Source organism: Streptomyces sp. NPDC005898 (genome assembly GCF_040629635.1).
Classification (GTDB): domain Bacteria; phylum Actinomycetota; class Actinomycetes; order Streptomycetales; family Streptomycetaceae; genus Streptomyces.
Window position 1 is genome coordinate 98,221 of record NZ_JBEXWC010000023.1, and the last position, 23,560, is coordinate 121,780.

The 23,560-nt window shown below is 72.5% G+C and carries 18 protein-coding genes and 2 pseudogenes; 11 read left to right on the forward strand and 9 right to left on the reverse strand.

The window, feature by feature from the left end:
• Window positions 1-131: 131 nt before the first annotated feature.
• Together ABZ385_RS26300 and ABZ385_RS26305 are read left to right on the forward strand one after the other, a co-directional pair.
• The gene (locus ABZ385_RS26300) at window positions 132-1,046 is read left to right on the forward strand and encodes a diiron oxygenase (RefSeq protein WP_358578761.1); all 915 of its coding nucleotides are present in this window, start codon (window positions 132-134) and stop codon (window positions 1,044-1,046) included.
• A gap of 70 nt (window positions 1,047-1,116) precedes the next feature.
• Complete coding sequence (locus ABZ385_RS26305; RefSeq protein ID WP_358913518.1) at window positions 1,117-2,769, forward strand: FAD-dependent oxidoreductase; 1,653 nt, start codon at window positions 1,117-1,119, stop codon at window positions 2,767-2,769.
• Between the two features lie 14 nt (window positions 2,770-2,783).
• On the opposite strand, the gene ABZ385_RS26310 is transcribed toward ABZ385_RS26305, so the two are convergent.
• Window positions 2,784-4,097 carry a phytase gene (locus ABZ385_RS26310; RefSeq protein WP_358913533.1) on the reverse strand — a complete coding sequence of 438 codons (1,314 nt, stop codon included), beginning with the start codon at window positions 4,095-4,097 and terminating at the stop codon, window positions 2,784-2,786.
• A gap of 305 nt (window positions 4,098-4,402) precedes the next feature.
• Between ABZ385_RS26310 and ABZ385_RS26315 the strand changes: the two genes are divergently transcribed.
• The gene (locus tag ABZ385_RS26315; RefSeq protein ID WP_358913520.1) at window positions 4,403-5,023 is read left to right on the forward strand and encodes a DUF1579 family protein; all 621 of its coding nucleotides are present in this window, start codon (window positions 4,403-4,405) and stop codon (window positions 5,021-5,023) included.
• Window positions 5,024-5,239: 216 nt separating this feature from the next.
• Here ABZ385_RS26315 and ABZ385_RS26320 read toward each other — a convergent pair whose 3' ends face one another.
• The 5 genes and pseudogenes from ABZ385_RS26320 to ABZ385_RS26340 all read right to left on the reverse strand — a co-directional run bounded on the left by ABZ385_RS26320 (window position 5,240) and on the right by ABZ385_RS26340 (window position 9,612).
• A complete protein-coding gene (locus ABZ385_RS26320; protein WP_358913535.1) occupies window positions 5,240-5,719 on the reverse strand; it encodes a hypothetical protein in 480 nt (159 codons plus the stop codon).
• An 87-nt stretch (window positions 5,720-5,806) separates the two neighbouring features.
• Window positions 5,807-7,015 (reverse strand): annotated as a pseudogene (locus tag ABZ385_RS26325) (hypothetical protein); the annotation flags it as partial.
• Window positions 7,016-7,116: 101 nt separating this feature from the next.
• Entirely contained in the window at window positions 7,117-7,278 is a 162-nt protein-coding gene (locus ABZ385_RS26330) for a hypothetical protein (protein WP_358578769.1), read from the reverse strand.
• 81 nt (window positions 7,279-7,359) lie between these two features.
• Window positions 7,360-8,916, reverse strand: coding sequence for a SulP family inorganic anion transporter (locus tag ABZ385_RS26335; RefSeq protein ID WP_358913522.1), 1,557 nt, complete (start codon window positions 8,914-8,916; stop codon window positions 7,360-7,362).
• A 54-nt stretch (window positions 8,917-8,970) separates the two neighbouring features.
• A complete protein-coding gene (locus tag ABZ385_RS26340) occupies window positions 8,971-9,612 on the reverse strand; it encodes a carbonic anhydrase (protein ID WP_358697509.1) in 642 nt (213 codons plus the stop codon).
• A 702-nt stretch (window positions 9,613-10,314) separates the two neighbouring features.
• Between ABZ385_RS26340 and ABZ385_RS26345 the strand changes: the two genes are divergently transcribed.
• From ABZ385_RS26345 to ABZ385_RS26365, 5 genes are all read left to right on the forward strand, one after another.
• Window positions 10,315-11,808: a SulP family inorganic anion transporter gene (locus tag ABZ385_RS26345; protein ID WP_358913537.1), complete on the forward strand. Its 1,494-nt coding sequence runs from the start codon at window positions 10,315-10,317 to the stop codon at window positions 11,806-11,808.
• Window positions 11,809-11,982: 174 nt separating this feature from the next.
• Window positions 11,983-12,879, forward strand: a complete 897-nt coding sequence (locus ABZ385_RS26350; RefSeq protein ID WP_358578778.1) for an SDR family oxidoreductase — start codon at window positions 11,983-11,985, stop codon at window positions 12,877-12,879.
• A gap of 115 nt (window positions 12,880-12,994) precedes the next feature.
• On the forward strand, window positions 12,995-14,089 hold the full coding sequence (locus ABZ385_RS26355) for an FUSC family protein (protein ID WP_358697510.1): 1,095 nt from the start codon (window positions 12,995-12,997) through the stop codon (window positions 14,087-14,089).
• Window positions 14,090-14,197: 108 nt separating this feature from the next.
• Entirely contained in the window at window positions 14,198-14,668 is a 471-nt protein-coding gene (locus ABZ385_RS26360) for an SRPBCC family protein (RefSeq protein ID WP_358578782.1), read from the forward strand.
• A gap of 51 nt (window positions 14,669-14,719) precedes the next feature.
• Window positions 14,720-16,351 (forward strand): NAD(P)/FAD-dependent oxidoreductase, encoded by a 1,632-nt coding sequence (locus tag ABZ385_RS26365; protein WP_358913524.1) that lies wholly within the window; start codon window positions 14,720-14,722, stop codon window positions 16,349-16,351.
• Between the two features lie 32 nt (window positions 16,352-16,383).
• Here the strand turns inward: ABZ385_RS26365 and ABZ385_RS26370 are convergent, their stop codons facing one another.
• The 3 genes from ABZ385_RS26370 to ABZ385_RS26380 form a co-directional block, all read right to left on the reverse strand.
• Window positions 16,384-17,253: a VOC family protein gene (locus tag ABZ385_RS26370; RefSeq protein ID WP_358578785.1), complete on the reverse strand. Its 870-nt coding sequence runs from the start codon at window positions 17,251-17,253 to the stop codon at window positions 16,384-16,386.
• Window positions 17,254-17,391: 138 nt separating this feature from the next.
• On the reverse strand, window positions 17,392-19,539 hold the full coding sequence (glgX, locus tag ABZ385_RS26375; protein ID WP_358578787.1) for a glycogen debranching protein GlgX: 2,148 nt from the start codon (window positions 19,537-19,539) through the stop codon (window positions 17,392-17,394).
• A 136-nt stretch (window positions 19,540-19,675) separates the two neighbouring features.
• Window positions 19,676-20,281, reverse strand: coding sequence for a pep a2 (locus ABZ385_RS26380; RefSeq protein ID WP_358578789.1), 606 nt, complete (start codon window positions 20,279-20,281; stop codon window positions 19,676-19,678).
• A gap of 197 nt (window positions 20,282-20,478) precedes the next feature.
• Between ABZ385_RS26380 and ABZ385_RS26385 the strand changes: the two are divergent.
• The 3 genes and pseudogenes from ABZ385_RS26385 to ABZ385_RS26395 form a co-directional block, all read left to right on the forward strand.
• A pseudogene (locus tag ABZ385_RS26385) lies at window positions 20,479-20,658 on the forward strand (DUF5133 domain-containing protein); the annotation flags it as partial.
• Between the two features lie 357 nt (window positions 20,659-21,015).
• Window positions 21,016-23,151 carry a maltotransferase domain-containing protein gene (locus tag ABZ385_RS26390; protein ID WP_358913539.1) on the forward strand — a complete coding sequence of 712 codons (2,136 nt, stop codon included), beginning with the start codon at window positions 21,016-21,018 and terminating at the stop codon, window positions 23,149-23,151.
• Window positions 23,148-23,560 (forward strand): alpha-amylase family glycosyl hydrolase (locus tag ABZ385_RS26395; protein ID WP_358913526.1); only part of this gene is annotated, 413 nt, incomplete at its 3' end. The genes ABZ385_RS26390 and ABZ385_RS26395, both read left to right, overlap by 4 nt.

Sequence of the window (23,560 nt, forward strand, 5' to 3'; positions counted from 1 at the left end):
CACCTGGTGGCTACTTGAGGGTAGGCCTACCCGACCCCCTTGTTATACGGTCTGTCTAACAAGGGGGTCGTGGCGTGCCGTGCGGGGCGTCGCGGTCCCTGCCCTGACGTCTTCAGTCAAGGAGCCGCGACATGGCAGGCAGCACTGTTCGGCCGAGCGCACAGGAGCAGTCCCCGGAGGGCGACATAGCCGGGCGGCTGCTCGACTCCGCCGCCGTCCTGGCGTACGACCCGGCCACCGAGGTCGACTGGGACACGCCGCTGGACCGTGACTTCCACGGGGCGAGCCCCGAGTGGTGCACGCTCTACGGCACCGCGTACTGGCGGGAGATGACCGAGGAACAGCGCAAGGAGCTGACCCGGCAGGAAGCCGCGTCGGTGGCCAGCACCGGCATCTGGTTCGAGATGATCCTCCAGCAGATGGTGCTGCGCGACGTCTACGCGAAGGACCCCACGAGCGCCGAGGTCCAGTGGGCGCTCACCGAGATCGCCGAGGAGTGCCGCCACTCGATCATGTTCGCCCGCGGCGCCGAGAAACTCGGCGCGCCCGCCTACCGGCCGCACCGGCTCGCCGTCGAACTGGGCAGGGTCTTCAAGTCGGTCGCCTTCGGGGAGGCCGCGTACGCCGCGATCCTCGTGGCCGAAGAGGTCCTCGACGTCATGCAGCGCGACTGGATGCGGGACGAGCGGGTCGTGCCGTTCGTACGCACGATCAACAACATCCATGTCGTCGAGGAGTCGCGGCACATGAAGTTCGCCCGCGACCAGACCCGCAAGCGGCTCGCGGGCGCGGGCCGGGTGCGCCGCCGGCTCAACGCCCTGGTGATCGCCATCGCGTCGTACGTCATCGTCACCAGCATGGTGAACCCCAAGGTCTACGCGAACGCCGGACTCGACGAGAAGCGCGCCCTCGCCGAGGCGAAGGCCAACGAGCACCACAAGTCCATGATGCGGGCCAGCTGCGCGGGGCTCATGGAGTTCCTGGCCTCGTGCCGCCTGCTCACCAAGCCGGCGCTGGTCTTCTACGAGCGGGCCCACCTGATCTGAGCCGTCCCGCGTCCGAGCCGATCCCGCTGATCCGAGCCGATCCGAGCCGAGCCGAGCCGAGCCCACGAACATGACCTACGCCATCACCCAGACCTGCTGCGCCGACGCCACCTGCGTGGCCGTGTGCCCGGTCAACTGCATCCATCCCACCCCGCAGGAACGGGCCTTCGGCAGCACGGAGATGCTGCACATCGACCCGGAGACCTGCATAGGCTGCGGTGCCTGCGCCGACGCCTGCCCCGTCGACGCGATCTTCCCGGTGGACCGCCTGCCCGCCGAGCAGCGGGAGTACGGCGCCATCAACGCGGCGTACTTCGAGCGGAGCGGGGCGCCCGCGCCGGACCGCGAGGGGCCGAACTTCCACTCCTGGGACGAGCCGGACTTCCCCCGGGTGCTGCCCGCGGACTTCGCGCCGCTCAAGGTCGCCGTCGTCGGCACCGGACCGGCCGGCATGTACGCCGCGCAGGACCTGCTGCTGCACACGAACGCGGAGGTGACGCTGATCGACCGGCTGCCGGTGGCCGGCGGTCTCGTGCGCCACGGCGTGGCACCCGACCACCCCGCGACGAAGAAGGTCGGCGACACCTTCGCCCGCTTCCACACGCACCCGAGGGTGCGTATGCACCTGGGGCTCGACGTCGGAACCGACGTCACCCCCGAGGAGATCGCCGCCCACCACGACGCGGTGATCTACGCGGTGGGCGCGTCCGCCGACCGCCGCCTGTCGGTGCCCGGCGAGGACCTGCCCGGCAGCATCTCCGCGAGTGCCTTCGTCGCCTGGTACAACGCCCACCCCGACGCGCGCCCCGACGGCATCGACCTGTCGGCGGAGCGCGTCGTCGTGGTCGGCAACGGCAACGTCGCCCTGGACGTGGCCCGCATCCTGCTCGCCGCTCCCGAGGCCCTGGCCCGCACCGACATCGCGGACCACGCCCTCACGGCGCTGCGCGACAGCCGCGTCCGCGAGGTGGTCCTGCTCGCCCGGCGCGGACCCGACCACGCCGCGTACACCAGGTCCGAACTGCTCGCGCTCAAGCACCTGCCGGGGGTGGAGCTGGTGGTGGACGACCACGACCCGCGGATCGCCCTCGCCGTCGACGCGGCGGAGCCGCCGGGCAAGGCGGCCGTCCTGCGCGGTGTCGGCCGGCGCCGGGTGGACTGGACGCGGCCGCCGGATCCCGGGCGGCGCATCGTCCTGCGCTTCCACTGCGAGCCCGCCGAAGTCCTCGGTGGGGACCGGGTGGCAGCCGTGCGCGTCGTGTCCGACGAGGGGGAGTCGATCCTGCCGGCGGGCATGCTGCTGCGCGCGATCGGCTACCGGGGGACGCCGGTGGCGGGTCTGCCCTTCGACGAGAGCAGCGGCACCGTGCCGCACGAGGGCGGCCGTGTCACCGGGCGGCCGGGGACGTACGTCGTGGGCTGGATCAAGCGGGGTCCGACCGGCGGCATCGGCGCCAACCGCACCTGCGCCGCCGAGACGGTCTCCACCCTGCTGTCCGACGCCGTCGCCGGGAGCCTGCCCGAGCCCCGCCACCCCACGCGGGCCTTCCACCGCCTGGTCCGCCGCCGCAACCGCCGGGTGGTGGACGCGCGCGGTCTGGCCGCGATCGAACGGGCCGAGACCGAGCGGGGCCGGCGTGCGGGGCGCCCCCGGGTCAAACTGGCCACGGTCGACGAACTCGTCGCCGCGGCCAGGTCGAGGCGCGGGGGCCTGCCGCGCTGAGCGCGCCCCGGCGGTCAGCCCTCCAGGGCGTCCTTCACGTCACCGAGGTCCACGAACTTGAAGTTGGTGGAGGGGCGTTCGCCGTCCCCGGGGGCGTCGTGGCCGTCCTGCACCACGAGCAGGCCGTCGGGGAAGTCGGGGCCGAGCGGCGCGGCGAGCGCGGCGGCGCCGTCGCACTCCTCGGAGCCGTCCAGGGTGGCGGAGGCCGCCGCGACGCGGAAGCCGCCCTCGTACTCGTTGGCGTCGGACACCTCGCGGTCGTAGGCGACGAAGGTGTTGTCGCCCTGGCTGGAGGCGAGGAGGTAGCCGTCGCCGTCCTGCTCGGTGAGCAGCGTCAGCCCTTCGACGTCGGCGGTGACGCGGGTGCCGCCGAAGCCGGGGTCGGCGCCCGCGACGCACTCCTCGGTCTCCTCGTCGTAGGTGCCGGGGACGCCGTACTCACGGACCTTGTCGATGAGCTTCGGCGTGCCGGTCAGATCGGCGCGCACGCGCCACACGCCGACGTCCTCCTGCCCGGCGTACAGCGTGCCGTTCGCCGGGTCCACCACCATGCCCTCGACCTGCGGCAGCTCGCCCGGCTCACCGCAGGGTGACCACGAAGTGCCGTTGGGCAGGCGGAAGTCGGTGGGCAGGTCGAGCGTGCGTATCTTGCGGTACCCGACCTTGCCGCCGGCGGCGGGGGTGAGTTCGAGCAGCGCGAGGGTGGACCGCTCCCGCCGGCTGACCAGGGCGTAGGAGCGGCCCGTGGACTTGTCGGTCCAGGTGGCGAGGCCGTACGCGGTGCGCTGCTCGTCGATCTCCTCCTGCGAGGAGGAGAACACGGGCGGGGCGGCCGGGTCCGTGACGTCGGTGAGCGGGGCGCCGGGGCGGTTGCCGTCGATGCGGTGGAAGCGGAGCCGGTCGCTGCCCCGGTCGCTGGTCACGGCGAGGTCGGCGCGGCCGGTCGTCAGGCGCAGGCCGTGCACCAGGTCGACGTTGTTGAAGCGGCCGGGCGCGTGGTCCGGGCCGGGCGCGGCGGGCGCCGGCACGGACTGGACCTCGCGGGCGTGCAGGTCGTAGACGCGCAGACCGCCCTGCTTGGCGGTGGCGATCACCAGGCTGCGGGCGGGGTCCGCGGCGTTGCGCCAGATCGCCGGGTCGTCCGCGTCGGCGTCACCGCCCGCCTCGTCGTCGTGCAGGGCCGGGGTCTCGGCGACCGGGGTGACGGCGGGCAGGGCGGCGCGCGAGCGGCCCTGCTCCGCCGCGGCGTGCACCGGCAGGGCGGCCGCGGTGAGCGCTGCGAGCGCCGTGGCGAGGACGAGCGTCGTCGACCGGGCGGGGCGGTCCATGACCACGTGGGAACTCCTTCATCAGGCAGGTCGCGAAGTGCGACGCGGCGAGTGTGTGATCCCTGGATGAAGAGTTGCCGACAAATAACACAACGTCAATTAGTGCAGCGTATGAACAAATGGAGACGGCCGTTCGTGACTACCGTCGACCGTTCGTGACTACTTTCGGGGCGAACCGCTGCCGCATATGGCCCTTAATCGATCGAAATGATGCGGTAATCGGTCAGAAGGCGGTGATCCTTTGCCAAGCGCCACCTGATGGCCGGTGTCAACGGCCGGTCGACTTCCGGATGGATGGGGGAACGATGGCTACAGAGAACAGGGGTGTGCACGCCCCGCGCGGTTACGCCCCGGGGTGGCGGACCGGCTCCCGCACGCGGTGGCGGCGGGTGCGGTTCGACACGGTCGCCACCGCGGCCGGCGCGGTCCTGCTCGGCGCCTCCTCGGCCGGGGCGGCGACACGGGCGCTGCCGACGAGCGCGCCACCGCCCTCGGAACGCATGCGTGAACTGGACTTCCTGCTCGGTACGTTGCGCTGCCTGTTCGCCACGGGCTCGCTCCGCACCGCCCGGGTGCGCCCCATTCTGGGCGGCCACTACTACCAGCTGGACCTGACGCAGGTGCGGGAGCGGAAGAGCGGACGGGTCCGGGGGAGCTGGGTGCTCGGGTGGGACCGGGTCGACGGCCGGTTCGTCTCCTACTACTTCGACGACGCCGGCATGCGCGGCACCTCGACCTCTCCGGGCTGGCGGCAGGGCCACTTCGTCCTCACCGGGACCTACGCGCTCGGCGAGTCGCAGCGGCCGGTGGCCATCAAGCGGGACATCACCCGCGTCGACGAGGACCGCTTCACCATTCGCGAGCACATCGAGAAGAACGGGACGTGGGAGCTGCTCGACACCCAGGACTGCCACCGCAAGAGGTGAGGCAAGCCCCGGGAAGCAGGGGAGCAGAGGGGCGCGGGAAGGGCCAGGGGGCAGCGGGCAAACACGAGGCCCCGGTCTCCGTCACGGAAACCGGGGCCTCTCACGAGCGCTGGGCAGGCCTTGCACCTACATCTCCCCACAGGAAGTGGGGCGCCTTTCCTTGGACCACCAACGCCGGGCCCGGAGCCGGAGTTCCGGCGGCGAGCTCAAGATCGATCATAGCGCATGGTCGCGAGACGTTCCAAGCGCGGCGATCTCCGTGAGGGGCAGGCCCAGTTCCTCGTGCAGGAACCGCACGACCGTCCAGTGCGGCAGCGCGTCCGCGTCGAAGGGGCCGAACGACTCGGTGTAGAGGGGGATCCACCGCAGCGCCTCCTCGGCGGCCTTCTCGCGGCCCGGGTCCGCCTGGTAGGCCTCGTACGAGATGCTGCGGTGGTGGATGAAGTGCCCGCCGGGCAGGCGCTGTTCGCACAGCTCGCGGTACTCGCGGGTCTGCAGGATCAGGTAGTGCCAGATCTCGTCGATCTCCTGCTCCACCGGGAGGAAGAGGCCGCCGAGCCGCTCGGGGTGCCGGGAGATCAGGTAGAGGTAGCGCAGGCACTCGCGGACCTGGTGGGTGACGCGGGCGGTGTCCGGGGCTCCGGGCTTCGCGGCGAAGTGGCGCACCACCTCGGTGTGCAGGTCCGCTCCGAGCAGCTCCTCGCAGGTGGGGGCCCGGCGGGGCGCTTCGGCGGTGGCCGCCGCCCGGTCATCGGAGCCCTCGGTGGCGGTGGCGGTGGCCGTGGTGAGCCAGGCGTACTTCCCCGAGCGCCCGATGGGCACGTGGGCGCGGTGCTCCACCTCGCACGCACGGCCCGTGAGCTTCTCCACCGCCGCGGCCAGTTCGGTCGCCTCGCCCGGGGCGAGCGGTGCGCCGTCGAACGTCGTGCACCACAGCCGGCAGTGTCCCGCACCGGTCAGGCGCAGTTGGTGCAGGAACACCCGGGGGCAGACGGCGGCGACGCGGGCGTCGAGGTCGGCCTGGGCGACGGGTCCGTCGGGCGTGGCGAGCAGCTCCTTCTCGCGGCCGCAGAAGGAGACGATCCGCTCCGGGTCGTCGCTGCCGTCACGGGTGCGGACGCAGTCGCCGGAGCGGTAGCGGACCAGCGGCATGTAGGGGTTGCGGACGCTGGTGACGATCAGGCTGTGGATGCCGCTGCCGGGCTCCACCGGGATCAGCTCCACGCTCATGTCGTGCAGGTACGGGCGGTAGCCGCCGTCGGCGTCGCTGTAGAAGAGGTAGCCCAGCTCGGTGCTGCCGAACAGGTCGACCACCGGGCAGTCGAAGTGCTCCCGCAGATACGCGCGTACGTTCAGCGGCGTGTACTCGTACGCGTGCACGATGCCGGCGGGCCGGGGGAAGCGGTCCCACAGGTCCTCTTCGGTGACTTTGCGGACCAGATGGGCCAGGTGGTACCCGGAGCAGTCCAGGAGGTAGGCGCCCTGTGGGTGCGCGGCGGCGACCTCGCGGATCTCCGCCAGCATCCGCTCGACCTCCGCGCGGTCCCAGTCGGCGGGGTCCAGGCGGCGGTTGAGGTACAGCGTGCGGTCGTCGAGCCAGCGCTCCCCGGGAGTGGCACCGGGCTTGGCGGCGTTGACGCGGCTGACGTGCTCGGTGGCGAGGACAGTGGTCAACGAGATCCGGCGGGCGCCGGCGTGCCAGAGGGGCCCGAGGTCGGGGTGCTCGCTCCACAGCCGGTAGTAGGAGCGCAGCAGGAAGTACGGGGGCCGGATGAGCCGCATGCGGGCGTGGTTGGTCCCGGTGGACAGCACGTACTCGGCCTCGCCCGTCTCCAGGGCGCGCGACAGCTCCGGGGTCATCCAGTTGGCGGGGAAGTCCCGGGCGATCTCCGGCTTCTCGAGAATCGGGAAGTCTCCGCGCTCGACGGACGCGCGGTAGAGGGGGATGTCCCGGACCTGGTCCAGGACTTCGGCGCTCGGCACGGGGTTCAAGGCGGCTCCGGGGCGATCTGGCGGCGGCGGAAGGGGCGAGGGGGCGGGGCCGCCGCCGGGACGTGGACGGTCGCGGCGGCGGCCCCATGGGCGTTACCGGTTCAGGAGATGCAGCCGGTCTTGCCGGTGGCGCTGATGCACCCGCTCTTCGGCGCCGCGCTGATGCAGCCGTCCTTCGCGGACCGGGCGCCCGAGGCCGAGTTGGCGGCCACCCACTTCTGCCACACGGACTCTTCCGTCATCCGCTTGATGAGCTGCTCCATGGTGAACCTCCGTGAGAGATGGTTGAGTTGCTGTGTGCGGTGGTCGAGGCGGCCGACCGGAGTCGGCCGAAGGGGGGCCGGTCAGCCGTGTGCCCGGGCCTCGGCGCGCTCGGGTTCCTCGGCCGGTTCGGCGGCCGGGTCGGCGGACCCCTGCGGGAGCCTCATCCGTACGGCTTCCGTGCCGCTGTCGTTGTGCCGCAGCGCCCAGTTCTCCAGCGCGGTGCGGCAGGCGTGGTCGAGGTGGCGCACCACGGTCAGGTCGAGTTCGATGGGCCGGTCCTTGGGCAGGGCCTCCAGCGTCTCCAGGATGCGGGGCAGCCGCAGGAACGTGGCGTTCCCCGTGAGGGTCACGATCTGCCGGCCGCCGGGCAGTTCCCGTACGTCCACGTGTACATGGGAGGTCTCCCAGGCGGACTTGACGACGGCCAGGACGAGGCCGAGCACCACGCCCTCGAACATGTTGGTCACGACGATGGCGATCGCCGTGGTGGCGAGCACGAGGGCCTCGCCCCGATGGGCGCGGGCGAGCGGGACGATCTCCTTGAAGGGGATGAGCTTGCAGCCCGCGTGCACCAGCACACCCGCGAGCGCCGCCAGCGGGATGATGCCGAGCGCCGTGGGCAGCAGCACGGCGAACAGCAGCAGCCACGCGCCGTGCAGGATCCGCGAGAGCGGGGTGCGCGCCCCGGCCCGCACATTGGCGGAGCTGCGGACGATGACCGCGGTCATCGGCAGGGCCCCGAGCACGCCGCACACCGTGTTGCCGACGCCCTGGGCGACCAGCTCCTTGTCGTAGTGCGTGCGGGGGCCGTCGTGCATGCGGTCCACGGCCGCGGCGCTGAACAGCGACTCGGCGGAGGCGATCAGGGTGAACGCCAGGACGGTGCCGAGCACGGCCACGCCCCCGAGGCCGGCCAGATCGCCGAGGCCCGGCGGCTGCACGGCGTCGACCAGCCCCCGCACCGTCACGTTCGCCACGTCCAGGCCGAACCCGGCGACGACGGCGGTGGCCAGCGCGACGGCGGCCAGCGGCGCCGGCACCGTGCGAGCGGCCGCGGCGGGCAGCTTCGGCCAGAGCACGAGCATGGCGATGGTGCCGAGGCCGACGGCCGCGGCGGTCAGGGACGCGGTGTCGCTCAGGACGTCCGCGAGCAGCCCGGGCAGCCCGGCGAACTTGTCGATGCCGGAACGGGGTTGCTCCGCTCCCGCCATGGTGTAGAGCTGGCCGAGGATGAGCACGAGTCCGATGCCCGCCAGCATGCCCTGGACGACGGAGACGGATATCGCGCGGAACCACCGGCCGCACCGCAGCAGACCGAGGGCTATCTGGAGGGCGCCGGTGAGCAGCACGATCGCGCCGAGCATGCCGAGGCCGAACTCCTGCACCGCCTCGAAGACGAGCACGGTCAGACCGGCGGCGGGTCCGCTCACCTGGAGGGCGCTGCCCGGCAGGCAGCCGACGACGAGGCCGCCGACTATGCCGGTGACCAGGCCCAGTTCGGCGGGGACACCGGAGGCCACGGCCACGCCGACGCACAGCGGCAGGGCCACGAGGAAGACGACGAGGGAGGCGAGTACGTCCTGGCGCAGGACGCCGGGCTCACGCAGTGCGCGGAAGGGGGAGAGGAAGGAGGACATGAGGGTGGGGGGTCCTGTCGTGGGAGCGGGCCGGACGGAAGGCTGCGGCGGTCCTCACAGGGGACCGAACGCCGGGCGGCCGTCGGACGACGGACGGTGGGCACTGACGGTGCCGGTGTGCACTTCGTAGTACCAGGCGTGCAGGGCGAGGGAGCCGTCGGCGACGCGCTCACGGACGCAGGGGTACGCGCGCAGTCTCTCCAGCTGGGCGAGTACGTGGGTCTGCACGGCCTCGGCCACATCGGGCGAGGTGGGTATGAGGGAGCGCAGGGCGTCGTCCGGAGCGACGGAGTGCTCCAGCCAGTCACGCACGGCCGGCACGGCCGACAGGTCCTCGCCGCGCACCAGGGCACCCACCGCGCCGCAGTGCGAGTGTCCGCAGACGACGATGTCGCGGACGCCGAGCACCCGGACGGCGTACTCGATGGTGGCCGCCTCGCTCATGGGGTGGCCGGCGCGGTCGGGGTGAGGGGACGAGGGGTAGGGCGGCACGACGTTGCCCGCCGTGCGGAGTTCGAAGAGTTCGCCGGGGCGCGCTCCGGTGATCAGGGCCGGAACGACGCGCGAGTCGGAGCACGTGACGAAGAGTGCCTCGGGGGACTGGCCGGCACCGAGCGCCTCGAAGGCGGCGGTGTTGCGGGGGTCCGCGACGTGCGTCGCGGCGAACGAGCGGGCGTTGTCGATCAGTGACTTCACGGTGGCCTGCCTCCTGCGTCTCTCCGGCGGGCGCCGGGGACGCGGTGTGGTCGGGTCGATGACGAGGTGGGGGGGGAGGGGGCGGCGCCCGGCCGCTGTGGCGGCGGGCACCGGGTCGCCCGGTACGCAGCCTGGTCGGGCGGCGTGACCCCCACTTTGCCATCGCATTAACCTTCGATGACAGAGCAAATTCTTGCCAAAGAATGAGTAATAACCGTCGCTGACCTGCGGATTGGTCCAGACATGAACCGTTGGGCAAGGCTTCCGCGTGGCCGTCCGGCCGGCACGGTAGGCTTGACCGGCATTCCGGGGCCGACGGCGCCCCCGCGACGATCCATCACCCGCAGGAGAGAGCGTGCGCAAGTCGATGCCGGCCGGCTCCGCCGCCTGCCCGCCGTGAAGCTCCGCCCCTGAAACGCCCGGGCCCGGCGCCCGCAGCGCGCTCGCGCCCGCACATCCCGCGCACGGGCCCGCGTCCGCACGCGCGGGCCGATCCCTGAGCGGCGCGAATCCTCCCCGCCCGGCCCCCCTTGCGCGTCACCCACAGACTTCTCCCGCCGTCGGCGGGTCCCCTGCGGCAGGCCGCTCGGCCTTCCGCTTCCTTCCCGTTCCTCCCCGCACGCCCCTCGCCACGCCGGGCGTGCCCGAGCACGACAGGTTCCCGCCCCCGTGTCCTCTCCTGTCCCGTCCCCGTCCCCGTCCCTGTCTCCGTCCCCGGCCGCGCGTCTGCGCGGTCTGCGCCCCGACTGGCTCCGCGACCCCCGGGTCTGGCGCACGGAAGTCCTGGCCGGGCTCGTCGTCGCCCTCGCGCTGATCCCCGAGGCGATCTCCTTCTCGATCATCGCCGGGGTCGATCCCGCGATCGGCCTGTTCGCGTCCTTCACCATGGCCGTCACCATCTCGATCGTCGGCGGGCGACGCGCCATGATCTCCGCCGCGACCGGCGCCGTCGCCCTGGTCATCGCCCCGCTCAACCGCGAACACGGCCTCGGCCACCTCGTCGCCGCCGTCATCCTGGCCGGCGTCTTCCAGATCGTCCTGGGCGCGCTCGGCGTCGCCAGGCTGATGCGGTTCGTGCCCCGCAGCGTGATGGTGGGCTTCGTCAACTCCCTCGCCATCCTGATCTTCATGGCGCAGGTCCCCGAGATGCACGACGTGCCCTGGGCCGTCTATCCGCTGCTCGCCGGCGGCCTCGTCCTCATGGTGTTCCTCCCGAAGGTCACCCGGGCGATCCCGGCGCCGCTCGTGTCCATCGCCGCCCTCACCGCCGTCACGGTCGCGGCCGGCATCGCCGTGCCGACCGTGGGCGACAAGGGCGAGCTGCCCTCGTCGCTGCCCGTGCCGTCACTGCCCGACGTGCCGTTCACCATGGACACCCTGACGACCATCGCCCCGTACGCACTCGCCATGGCGCTGGTCGGCCTGATGGAGTCCCTGATGACCGCCAAGCTGGTCGACGACATCACGGACACCCACTCCTCCAAGACCCGCGAGTCGATCGGCCAGGGCATCGCCAACATCGTCACCGGCTTCCTCGGCGGCATGGGCGGCTGCGCCATGATCGGCCAGACGATGATCAACGTGAAGGTGTCCGGCGCCCGCACCCGCCTGTCCACCTTCCTCGCGGGCTCGTTCCTCATGGTGCTCTGCATCGTCTTCGGCCCGCTCGTCTCCGACATCCCCATGGCCGCCCTGGTCGCCGTCATGGTCATGGTCTGCTTCGCGACCTTCGACTGGCACTCCATCGCCCCGAGGACGCTCAGGCGCATGCCGGCCGGGGAGATCGCGGTCATGGTCATCACCGTCACGTGCGTCGTCGGCACCCACAACCTCGCCGTCGGCGTCGTCGTCGGCTCCGTCACCGCCATGGTCATCTTCGCCCGGCGCGTCGCCCATCTCGCCCACGTCACCCCGGTCACCGCCCCGGACGGGGCCAGTGTCGTCTACACCGTCACCGGCGAACTGTTCTTCGCCTCCTCCAACGACCTCGTCGGCCAGTTCCACTACGGCACGGACCCCGACGTGGTCGTCATCGACCTCAGCGCCGCCCACGTCTGGGACGCCTCGTCCGTCGCCGCCCTCGACGCGATCGAGACGAAGTACCGCCAACGCGGCAAGAGCGTCGAGATCATCGGCCTGAACCAGCCGAGCGCCCACCTCCACGAGAAGCTCAGCGGCGAACTCACCGGCCACTGAGCTGCGCCCCTGCCTCCCTGACCGCGCGGTTTCACGGCCGCGCGCCCGGGCACCCGGAGTTTCCCCCGGCCAGGTGGCCGCCCTCGGCGGCCCACACGCGGCCCGCCACGCCCAAGTGGTGGGAGCCGCCCCTGGAGCGGAGGGTGTGAAGGGACGACCAGGAAGGCGCAGCTGATGAACGACACCCCCGGCGCACAGGGCGGACAGGACCCGACCACCCGCCACCCCCGGCCCGACTTCCCCCAGCAGGACCAGGAGCCGCCCGGCTGGACCGGGCCCATGGACCCGCCGCCCGACCACGGCGAGGAGTCGTACCGGGGCAGCGGCCTGCTGAAGGACCGCAAGGTGCTGCTGACCGGCGGCGACTCCGGCATCGGCCGCGCGGTGGCCCTGGCCTACGCACGCGAGGGCGCGGACGTCCTCTTCACCCATCTGCCGTCGGAGGCGGGCGACGCCCGGGAGACGGCGCGCCTGGTGGAGGACGCCGGACGGCAGGCGTTCGCCGTGCCGTGCGACATCCGCGAGGAGGAGCAGTGCCGCAGGCTCGTGGAGCGGGCGGTGACGGAGTTCGGCCGCATCGACATCCTCGTCAACAACGCCGCCTACCAGATGTCCCAGCCCGAAGGCATCGGTGACATCACGACCGAACAGTTCGACCAGGTCGTACGGACGAACCTGTACGGCATGTTCTGGCTCTGCAAGATGGCCGTGCCGCACATCCCCTCGGGCGGCTCGATCATCAACACCACGTCCGTGCAGGCGTACAAGCCGAGCCCGCACCTGCTGGACTACGCCATGACCAAGGGCGCCATCGTCACCTTCACCCAGGGGCTCGCCCAGATGCTGGTCGACGACGGCATCCGCGTCAACGCGGTCGCGCCGGGCCCGGTGTGGACGCCGCTGATCCCCGCGACGCTGCCCGACACCAAGGAGTTCGGCAAGCAGGCGCCCCTGGGGCGGCCCGCGCAGCCCGCCGAGATGGCGCCCGCCTACGTCTTCCTCGCCTCCGACCACGCGAGCTTCATCACCGCCGAGGTCATGAACGCCACCGGCGGCACGCCGCTGCCGTGACCGGCACAGCGCGGCCGACGGCGCCCGCAGCCAACGACGTAAGGAGGCCACCGCCATTCGGTGGAATGCACTGACCTGGGAAATCGCGGCCCTGCGGCAGTCCGTCCGCAGGGCTGTGACGACCCCGGGACCGGAACGCGACACGACCGTGCAGTCGCTGAAGGCGGCCGGCGCCGGAGTGCTCGCCTGGGCGCTGGCCGGCTGGTGGTGGAGCGCGCCGATGGCGCTCCTCGCGCCCTGGACGGCCCTCTTCCTCGTGCAGAGCACCGTCTACCGCTCCCTGCGGTCGGCGATGCAGCAGTTCGCGGTCGTCGTGGTGGGCACCCTGCTGGCGGCCGGAGCGGCGGTCCTGACCGGCAACAACTCTCTCGCCGCCATGGCCATCGTCCTGCCCGTCACCGTCCTGCTGAGCACCTACGCCCGCTTCGGCACCCAGGGGATGTACGCGCCGACCGCGGCGCTGTTCGTCCTCGCCTACGGGACGTACTCGGCCTTCGACATCCTGCACCGCCTCTTCGAGACACTGCTCGGCGCCCTCATCGGCATCGCCGTGAACGCGCTGATCCTGCCCCCGGTCCACGGCCGCGACGTGCGGCACCTGCGCGACCGGCTGCCCAAGGAGAGCGCCGAGCTGCTGCACGCCGTCGCGGACGGCATCGAGGAGGACCCCTTCGACCCGAAGAAGGCCGAGGGGTGGTACGACCGGGCGCAGCGGCTGACCGACCTCGTGACGGACCTGCGCACCGCCCGCCGCTGGACCGACGAGAGCTACCGCTTCAACCCCGGCCGCAAGCTGCGCCGCTCCGTGCCCACCCCGCCCTCGCCGGACTGGGACTTCACCTGGGACCGCATCACGGAGCACATCAGGACGACGGTGCGCACCCTCGCCGAGACGGGCGAGGACCGGCCCTCCCTCGCCGACCTGCCGAAGGAGGCGCCGGGCATCCTGGCCGAGCTGCTGCGGGCGGCCGGTGACCTCTGCGCCCTCGACGAGAGCGGCGCCGCACCCACCGGGCCGCGAGACGCCTCCGAGACGGCCCGCGAACGCCACAGCGCCCTGCGCAGGGCGAAGGAGGCGCACGAGCGGCTGACCGGCCTGCTCAAGGACCCCGACACCGGGACGACCCCGGCCCTCGGCGGCCTGGCCGCCGACACGCAACGGCTGCTGAGCGATCTGACGCCCGTCGCGGGCAGCCCGCAGGAGCGGTAGCCCTCGTGTGGCGTGGCACACGAGATTGCTGTGGGCTGGTGAACAAGGAATGTCCGGGTACCCGCCCCCCGCCGGCCTGGACCGGCCGGCACAGACGAGGAGGCTGACGTGGCCGTACGCCACCAGTTGGTCAAGAGCCCGCCCGCCAAGGTGTGGGAGGTGCTGGAGGACCCGCACCGGTACGCCGACTGGGTGGTCGGCACGCATGACTCGCGCCCGCTCGACACGAAGTGGCCCGCGGTCGGCTCGCGCCTGGAGTACACCGTCCAGGTCGGTCCCTGGAAACTCGCCGGCCACACCGTGGTGCGCCACCTGGCCAAACCGGACCGGCTGGAGCTGGAGGCGTACAGCGGCGCGCTCGGCACGGCCCGCATCGCCATCGAGGTGCGCTCCTGGGGCGCCCACACGCTGGTGATCGTCGACGAGCACCCGCTCCAGGGCCCGGGCGGCGCGCTGCACAACGCCGCGATCGACGCCCTCGTCCAGTTGCGGCACCGCAGCATGCTGAGCCGCCTGGCGGAGGTCGTCGAAGAGGGCTCCCGCCCGCACGGCGCCCGGCCGCGGACCGCCGAGGCCTGAGCCGCCTGCCCGGCGGGGCACCCGGAGACAGCGACAAAAAGGGGAGTGGACATGCCGGACGCAGTGGTCATCGGCGCGGGACCCAACGGGCTCGTGGCGGCGAACGTCCTGGCCGACGCGGGCTGGAGCGTCATCGTCCTGGAGGCCCAGGACGAGCCCGGAGGCGCCGTGCGCAGCGACCGCGGCGTGCACCCGGACTACATCAGCGACACGTTCAGCGCCTTCTATCCGCTGGCGGCCGCCTCGCCGGTGCTGGCCGCGCTGGACCTGGAACGCGACGGCCTGCGCTGGTCGCACGCCGAGCACGTGCTCGCCCATCCGCTGGCGGACGGGCACTGTGCGGTGCTGAGCCGCGACCGCGCCCTGACCCGTGACTCGTTGGAGACGTTCGCCCCGGGCGACGGCCAGGGCTGGGAGCGCCTGTACGACCTGTGGGAGCGCCTGCGGGAACCGCTGGTGGACGCCCTGTTCACGCCGTTCCCGCCGGTGCGCTCCGCGCTCAGCCTCGCCGCGCGGGTCAGGGCGGGCGGCGGCCTGCGGTCGGCCCGCTCCCTGGTCCTGCCGGTGCGGCGCCTGGGCGAGGAGGAGTTCGAGGGCGAGGGCGGCCGACTGCTCCTGGCGGGCAACGCCCTGCACGCCGACCTCGCGCCCGAGGCGGCCGGCAGCGGCGGCTTCGGCTGGATCATGTCGATGCTGGGCCAGAGCTACGGCTTCCCCGTGCCGGTGGGTGGCGCGGGCGCGCTGACGGCCGCCCTCGTACGGCGCCTGGAGGGCCGCGGAGGCAGCGTGCGCTGCGGGGAACGCGTGAGCGAGGTGGTGGTGCGCGGCGGCCGTGCGGTCGGGGTGCGCACCGCGTCGGGGGAGGGGGTCGTGGCACGCAAGGCGGTCCTTGCCGACGTGGCGGCCCCCCACCTGTACGGAGGTCTGGTCGACGCCGCGCATCTGCCGCAGCGCGTGATGGACGACGTGCGCCGCTTCCAGTGGGACTTCGCCACGTTCAAGGTGGACTGGGCCCTGGCCCGGCCCATTCCCTGGGAGGCGCAGGCCGCACGCGGGGCGGGGACGGTGCATGTGGCCGACGGCGTGGACGAGCTGACGCGGTTCGCCGCCCAGATCGCGCGGAGTCTCGTACCGGACAGGCCGTTCGCCCTGGTCGGCCAGATGACCACGGCCGACCCCACGCGTTCGCCGGCCGGCACCGAGTCGGCCTGGGCCTACACCCACGTACCGCAGCGGATCAAGGGCGACGCCGGGGACGACGCGCTGACGGGCCGGTGGGACGAGCGGGAGAGCGAGGCGATGGCGGACCGCGTGGAGGCGCAGATCGAGCGGCTCGCGCCCGGCTTCCGCGAGCAGATCATCGCCCGGCGCGTGCTGGCACCGCCCACGCTGGAGGCGCTGAACGCCAACCTGCACGGCGGGGCGATCAACTCCGGCACGACCAGTCTGCACCAGCAGCTCGTGTTCCGGCCGGTGCCCGGGGCGGGCCGCCCCGAGACACCGGTGCCGGGCCTGTATCTCGCCTCCGCCTCCGCGCATCCCGGCGGTGGGGTGCACGGCGCGCCGGGCGCCAACGCCGCCCGGGCCGCCCTGCGGGCGCGCTTCGGCGCGGGCGTCTTCTTCACCGCGCAGCGCGCACTCGGCCGCCGGAGCAGGACCGGACGCAAGACGGGCCGGGCCTGAGCCCTGCCGTCACCTTCCCGGCGGCGTCCGGGTCAGGCCGACGGCGGGCCGGGCTCCTTGCCGACGACCCGGAACTGCGCGCCGTCGGGGTCCCGCAGCGTCGCCGAGGGCGGCCGCGCGGACAGGTCCTGGGTGACCACGTGCCCGCCGGCCTCCGCCGTGGCGCGGACGCACGCCTCCACGTCGTCGACGGTGAAGTGGACCTGCCAGTGCGGGCGCACCGCCGGATCCGCGTCCGCCTCGACCGCGCCCGAACTGAGCCGGGCGGCGGGGCGGCCCGCGCTGTAGACCACCACCTCTTCCTGCTGGTAGCGCACCTCGCAGCACTCGGGGCGCCCGCACGCCCAGTCCAGGACCTCGCCGTAGAAGATGGCGGCGTCGAAGGCGTCACGGGTGCTCAGCCGCAGCCAGGCGGGCGCCGAGTGCAGCTCGCTGCGCCAACTGGTGAGGATCTCGCCCTCCCAGATCCCGAAGACGGCACCGTCGCGGTCGGAGAGCAGGGCCGCGCGCCCGTTGGGGAAGGGGATCGGCCCCACCGCCGTCGTGCCCCCGCGCTCCCGGACGCGGCTCACCGTCTCGTCCGCGCTCAGGACCGCGAAGTAGGGCGTCCAGGCCACCGCGATCTGGAAGGAGGAGGCGATGGCGCCGACGCCGGCGACGGGGGCGCCGTGGGCCGTGGCGACGGAGAACTGCTCGCCGAGCTTGGCCGGGCGGAACTGCCAGCCCATCACCGCGCCGTAGAAACTCTGTGCGGTGGTGAGGTCGCGTGCCGTCAGGCTGACCCAGCAGGGAGCGCCGACCGCTGACTCACTCAGCGCCGAACCGGTCCTGGCGCCCCGGGCGGCCACGCCCGAGGTCGTCGTGCCGTACGGGCCCGGAGGCATCGTGTTGTCGTGGTGCATGTGCAACCCGTCCTGGAAATCGAGGCGCCCTGAAAATCCAGTCTGGCACCTGTGCTTTCGGGTTCGGCGGGAGGCTCGGCGCCCTGCCGCCCTTCAGTGTGGGCAAGAGGGCGCGCGGCGCGCCACTCGGCGTGCGCCTCACCCGGCGGAACCCGCCGCCCCGGGGGCGCGGCCCCTGGCCGGGGACGGCCGGGAGAGCAGGAGCAGGCTGTGCGCGACCAGCGTGACCTCGCCGCCCGCCTTGTGCTCGGCCTCGTCCGACCGGCCCAGCGGGTCGGTGGTGTCGATCCGCGTCGCCCAGCGTTCCCCGTACGCGGGGCCGGGCAGACGGAAGACGACCGGCTCGCGGTGGCTGTTCAGCAGGAGCAGGAAGGAGTCGTCCACGACGGGCCTGCCGCGGGAGTCCGGCTCGGCGATCGCGTCCCCGTTGAGGAAGGCGCAGACGGCGTGGGCGTCGGCGCGCCGCCAGTCGTCCTCCGTCATCTCGCGGGCGTCGGGCCGCAGCCACACGAGGTCCGCCAGCGGCTGCCCCTCGTGCGTCGCGGTGTCGCCGCGGAAGAACCTGCGCCGGCGAAGCACGGGGTGCGCGGCGCGCAGCGCGATGGCCCGCCGGGTGAAGTCGATCAGCTCGCGCTGGTCGTCGCCGAGGTCCCAGTCGATCCAGGAGATCTCGTTGTCCTGGCAGTAGGCGTTGTTGTTGCCTCCCTGGGTGCGGCCCAGCTCGTCGCCGTGGGCGAGCATCGGGATGCCCTGCGACAGCATGAGCGTGGCGAGGAAGTTGCGCTGCTGGCGCGCGCGGAGCTCCAGGATCGCCTCGTCGGCGGTGGGGCCCTCGGCCCCGCAGTTCCAGGAGCGGTTCGTGCTCTCGCCGTCGCGGTTGTCCTCGCCGTTGGCCTCGTTGTGCTTGTCGTTGTACGAGACCAGGTCGCGCAGCGTGAAACCGTCGTGCGCGGTGACGAAGTTGACGCTGGCCCGGGGCCGGCGCCGCTCGCGCTGGTAGATGTCGGAGGAACCGGTCAGCCGGGAGGCGAACTCGGCGAGGGAGTTCTCCTCACCGCGCCAGAAATCCCGCACCGAGTCGCGGTACTTGCCGTTCCACTCCGACCACAGCGGGGGGAAGTTGCCGACCTGGTAGCCGCCCTCGCCGACGTCCCACGGCTCGGCGATGAGCTTGACGCGGCCGACCACGGGGTCCTGTTGTACGAGGTCGAAGAACGCCGACAGCCGGTCCACGTCGTAGAACTGGCGCGCCAGCGTGGCCGCCAGGTCGAAGCGGAAGCCGTCGACGTGCATCTCGGTGACCCAGTACCGCAGCGAGTCCATGATCAGTTGCAGGACGTTGGGGTGGCGCATCAGCAGGCTGTTGCCGGTGCCCGTGGTGTCGAAGTAGTGCGCCGGATCGTCCTGGGCCAGCCGGTAGTACGAGGCGTTGTCGATGCCGCGGAAGGCGAGCGTGGGGCCGTTCTCGTTGCCCTCCGCCGTGTGGTTGTAGACCACGTCCAGGATCACTTCGAGGCCCGCCGCGTGCAGCTTCTTGACCATCGACTTGAACTCGCCGACCTGCCCGCCCCGCGAACCGCGCGCCGCGTAGGCGTTGTGCGGGGCGAAGAAACCGATGGAGGTGTACCCCCAGTAGTTGGACAGGCCGCGGTCCAGCAGGAAGCCGTCCTGCACGTACTGGTGCACCGGCATCAGCTCGACGGCCGTCACCCCGAGCGAGAGGAGGTGGTCGATGACCGCCTCCGTCGCGAGGCCCGCGTAGGTGCCCCGCAGCTCCGCCGGGACCCCCGGGTGGGTGCGGGTCAGGCCGCGCACATGCGTCTCGTAGATCACGGTCTCGGCGTAGGGCCGCCGCAGCGGCCGGTCGCCCTCCCAGGGGAAGGACGGGTCGGTCACCACCGAGAGCAGGGTGTGGGCGGCGCTGTCGGCGGGGTCGGGCCCCCGCGCCGCCCGCTCGTACAGCGAGGGGTGGTTGTCCACCTGCCCCTCCATCGCCTTGGCGTAGGGGTCCAGGAGCAGCTTCGCCGGATTGCACCGGTGGCCCGTGGCGGGTTCCCAGGGGCCGTGCACCCGGTAGCCGTAGCGCCGGCCGGGGCCGACGCCGGGCAGGTAGCAGTGCCAGACGGAACCGTCGACCTCGGTCAGGGGGACGTCGTGGTGCGTGCCGTCCTCGTTGATGAGGACGAGGTCGACGCGGTCGGCGATCTCGCTGAACAGGGCGAAGTTCGTTCCTTCGCCGTCATAGGTGGCGCCCAGGGGAAAGGGTCGCCCGGTCCAGGTGCGCACGCTGCTGCCTCCATACGGATGAGCGCGGTCTCGGTCTGTCCTCGGCGTGCCCGGGAGTGTCGGGGGGACCGACGGGCCGCGGCGTCCCGGCGTGGTCGCCGCGGCTCGTGGCGCGCTGCCGTGCGCGTACGCGGGCTCACACGGTGGAGGCCGCCCGCCGCTCGGGAGAGGACGTGGTGGATCGCTCCCCCATCCTCGGCCATGTTCCGTCGGAGCGCTGGTCGTGGGCGGCCGGTGCGGCGCCGACGACCACCGGTTCCTCCTCGGGCGGTGCGGCGCTCGCGGCCAGGGGCACCCCGCGCGGCAGCGGGCGCGCCACCCGCAGCCCGGGTGCGGGCGGTGTCGGGGCCAGCGGGGCCCGTTCGGGGGAGCGTGCGCGGTGCGAGAACCAGATGATCTTGCCGTTGGTCGCCGGGTAGTTGCCCCAGCCGTCGCTGAGCGCGGCGATCTGCGCCAGGCAGCCCTGCGGCCCGTAGTGCGGGTCGGGCAGGTCGGGTTCGCTGTCCGACACGGCGGTGATGAGGTGCTGTCCGTTCCACCACATCTCCACCACGGCGTTCTTGTCCGTCGCGTGTTCCTCGACCGCCCGGAGCAGCACTCCGGCGCAGTGGCACACGCGTTCGGCGAGAATCCCCAGGCCCCAGTGCCGGAGATGCGCGGCCAGGATGCGCCTGACCTGATCGATCCTCTCCGGGCTGATGTCCACCTCTAGGTGGTAGTAACAGGGGATTGCTTTCTTCATCGCGCTTGGCTCCTCTCAGCGAAGCCCCGGTCTTCCCGGCCCTGTGGGGCCGAGCCCCGAGCACGAAGCGTGAGCACTGATCGCTTCTGAGTAGTCTCAGGGTGAGAGTGCTGCTCCATTCGCGCAACACGAGCAGGTCAGCCCGGTGGTTGAAGATCCAACAGGACGCTGCGTGGTCACGCGTGCACCATGGGGTGATGCTGCTGCCCACGAAAGCTGAGGTCGCGCGGCATCTGGACCAATACCGGGCGTGGGAGCGCTTGTTGCTCGCGGACCCGGCGGACCGCGCCGTGCGGATGCACTTCGAGAACACCGCGTACACGCTGTGCGTACTGATGGGTGAGTGCACGGCACGGATCGCCGCCGACGCGGCGGAGAGCTACCTGGGCCTGCGGCCGACGCGCGCACGGCGGCCGGCGCCCGGCGTCAAGGCGCCGGCGCTGACGGGCGCTCGACTGCGCCCCGTGCGCCGGAACATGGCAGAGGAGAGAGCGATGACCGAGGCTCCGAAGGCGGGCCAGGCCCCAGCGGCGAGCGCTTCGGCGCGCCCGGCTTCGGCGCGCCCCTGGTCCTCGCGGCCTTCCGCCGCGCCGCCTTCTCCCGCGCCGACATCCCCCGCCCCCGCGCCGGCTTCTCCTGCGCCGGCTTCTGCCGCACCGGCGTCCCCTTCCCGGGTGTCCACCGCGCAGGCGTCCTCCGCAGGGCCTTCTCCCGCGCCGGCATCTCCCTCCCGGATGACCACCGCGCAGGCACCCTCCGCAGGGGCGTCTCCCGCGCCGGGGTCCCCCTCCCGGGTGTCCACCGCGCCGGCGTCCTCCGAAGGGGCGTCTCCCGCGTCGGCGTCCCCCTCCCGGACCTCTCCCGCGCCGGCTGCTTCGGCGCGGCGGGGGCCGGAGTTCCCTACCGTGCCCATCGTGGACGTCGGCCCCGCGCTGGATTGCGGCCGGCGCCCCGTCAAGGCGGTCCCCGGCGAGACCTTCCAGGTCACGGCCACGCTCTTCGGCGAGGGGCACGAGGCGGTCGGCGCCAATGTCGTCCTGCTCGGCCCGGACGGCCGCACCGGCCCCTGGACCCCCATGCGGGAGCTGGCGCCCGGCACCGACCGGTGGGGCGCGGAGGTGACGCCGGACGCCGAGGGGCGCTGGACGTACGCCGTGGAGGCCTGGACGGATCCGGTGACCGGGTGGCGCCGCGCCGCCGAGATCAAGATCCCCGCCGGCATCGACACCGGGGTGACGCTGGAAGAAGGCGCGCTTCTGTACGAGTGCGCGGCGGACGGCGCACCGGACGGCACGGCACGCCGGACGCTGCGGGCCGCCGCCCAGGCGCTCCGCGACGAACTGCGTCCGCCCGAGGCCCGTCTCGCGGCGGCGCTCACCCCGGAGGCGGACGCGGTCCTCGCCCGCCATCCGCTGCGGGAACGGGTCACCCGTTCGGCCGACTTGCCCCTGGTCGTGGAGCGGCGGCGGGCGTTGTTCGGTTCCTGGTACGAGTTCTTCCCGCGTTCGGAGGGTGCCGTGGTGCGGGAGGGCGCGCCGCCGGTGTCGGGGACGTTCCGCACGGCGGCCGAGCGGCTGCCGGCGATCGCGGACATGGGTTTCGACGTGGTGTACCTGCCGCCGATCCACCCGATCGGCAGCACCTTCCGCAAGGGCCCGAACAACTCCCTCTCCCCCGGCCCCCACGACGTGGGCGTGCCCTGGGCGATCGGCTCGCCCGAGGGCGGCCACGACGCGGTCCACCCCGACCTCGGGACACTGGAGGACTTCGACGCGTTCGTGCGGCGCGCGGGCGAGCTGGGTCTGGAGGTCGCGCTGGACTTCGCGTTTCAGTGCTCGCCGGACCACCCGTGGGTGGACAAGCACCCGGAGTGGTTCCGGCAGCGGGCGGACGGTTCCATCGCGTACGCGGAGAACCCGCCGAAGAAGTACCAGGACATCTATCCGCTCGCCTTCGACCGCGACCTGCCGGGGCTGGTGGCGGAGACGGAGCGGCTGCTGCGGTTCTGGATGGGGCACGGGGTGCGGATCTTCCGCGTCGACAACCCCCACACCAAGCCGGTGGTGTTCTGGGAGGAGGTCATCGCCCGGATCAACGGCACCGACCCCGACGTCATCTTCCTCGCCGAGGCCTTCACCCGCCCGGCGGTCATGCGGGCCCTGGCCCGCGCCGGCTTCCAGCAGTCGTACACGTACTTCACCTGGCGCAACACCAAACGGGAGATCGTCGACTGCCTGACCGACCTCTCCGTGGAGACGGCCGCCTATCTGCGTCCGAACCTCTTCGTGAACACCCCGGACATCCTGCACGCCTACCTCCAGGAGGGCGGGCGTCCGGCCTTCGAGGTGCGGGCCGTGCTCGCCGCCACCCTCTCCCCGACCTGGGGCCTCTACAGCGGCTTCGAGCTGTGCGAGAACACCGCGGCGGCGCCGGGCAGCGAGGAGTACCTGGACTCGGAGAAGTACCAACTCCGGCCGCGCGACTGGGCGGCGGCCGAGCGGGAGGGCCGCACCATCGCCCCCCTCATCACCACGCTCAACGGAATCCGGCGACGCCACCGGGCCCTGCACCTGCTCAGGAACCTCCACTTCCACCGGTCCGACAACGACGCGCTCATCGTCTACAGCAAGCGCGACGACGAGGACCTGGTCGTGGTGGTCGCCAACCTCGACCCCCACCACACCCAGGAGGGCACCGTCTTCCTGGACCTGGGGCGGCTGGGCCTGGATCGGCACGCGCCCGTGCCGGTGCGCGACGAACTGAGCGGTGAGACCTACCAGTGGGGCGGCGCCAACTACGTGCGTCTCGGCCCCGGCGGCGCCCACGTCCTGGTGCGGCCGCAGACGGGGGAGAACGGAGGGTCATCGTGATCGTCAATGAGCCCGTCCAGGACACCTTCGAGGACACGCCCGCCGAGGAGCGTCATCCCGACTGGTTCAAGAGGGCGGTGTTCTACGAGGTCCTGGTCCGCTCCTTCCAGGACAGCGACGGCGACGGCATCGGCGACCTGAAAGGCATCACCGCCAAGCTCGACTACCTGCAATGGCTGGGCGTCGACTGCCTGTGGCTGCCCCCCTTCTTCAAATCGCCCCTGCGCGACGGCGGTTACGACGTCTCGGACTACACGGCGGTGCTGCCCGAGTTCGGGGACCTGGCCGACTTCGTGGAATTCGTCGACTCCGCCCACCAGCGCGGCATGCGCGTCATCATCGACTTCGTCATGAACCACACCAGCGACCAGCACCCGTGGTTCCAGGCCTCACGCACCGACCCCGAGGG

What these genes read in the sequence shown, in the direction of transcription:
- ABZ385_RS26300 (WP_358578761.1), top strand. Translation starts at nt 132, where the DNA reads ATGGCAGGCAGCACTGTTCGGCCGAGCGCACAGGAGCAGTCCCCGGAG.
- ABZ385_RS26305 (WP_358913518.1), top strand. Translation starts at nt 1,117, where the DNA reads ATGACCTACGCCATCACCCAGACCTGCTGCGCCGACGCCACCTGCGTG.
- ABZ385_RS26310 (WP_358913533.1), bottom strand. Translation starts at nt 4,097, where the DNA reads ATGGACCGCCCCGCCCGGTCGACGACGCTCGTCCTCGCCACGGCGCTC.
- ABZ385_RS26315 (WP_358913520.1), top strand. Translation starts at nt 4,403, where the DNA reads ATGGCTACAGAGAACAGGGGTGTGCACGCCCCGCGCGGTTACGCCCCG.
- ABZ385_RS26330 (WP_358578769.1), bottom strand. Translation starts at nt 7,278, where the DNA reads ATGGAGCAGCTCATCAAGCGGATGACGGAAGAGTCCGTGTGGCAGAAG.
- ABZ385_RS26335 (WP_358913522.1), bottom strand. Translation starts at nt 8,916, where the DNA reads ATGTCCTCCTTCCTCTCCCCCTTCCGCGCACTGCGTGAGCCCGGCGTC.
- ABZ385_RS26350 (WP_358578778.1), top strand. Translation starts at nt 11,983, where the DNA reads ATGAACGACACCCCCGGCGCACAGGGCGGACAGGACCCGACCACCCGC.
- ABZ385_RS26365 (WP_358913524.1), top strand. Translation starts at nt 14,720, where the DNA reads ATGCCGGACGCAGTGGTCATCGGCGCGGGACCCAACGGGCTCGTGGCG.
- ABZ385_RS26370 (WP_358578785.1), bottom strand. Translation starts at nt 17,253, where the DNA reads ATGCACCACGACAACACGATGCCTCCGGGCCCGTACGGCACGACGACC.
- ABZ385_RS26380 (WP_358578789.1), bottom strand. Translation starts at nt 20,281, where the DNA reads ATGAAGAAAGCAATCCCCTGTTACTACCACCTAGAGGTGGACATCAGC.
- ABZ385_RS26390 (WP_358913539.1), top strand. Translation starts at nt 21,016, where the DNA reads ATGACCACCGCGCAGGCACCCTCCGCAGGGGCGTCTCCCGCGCCGGGG.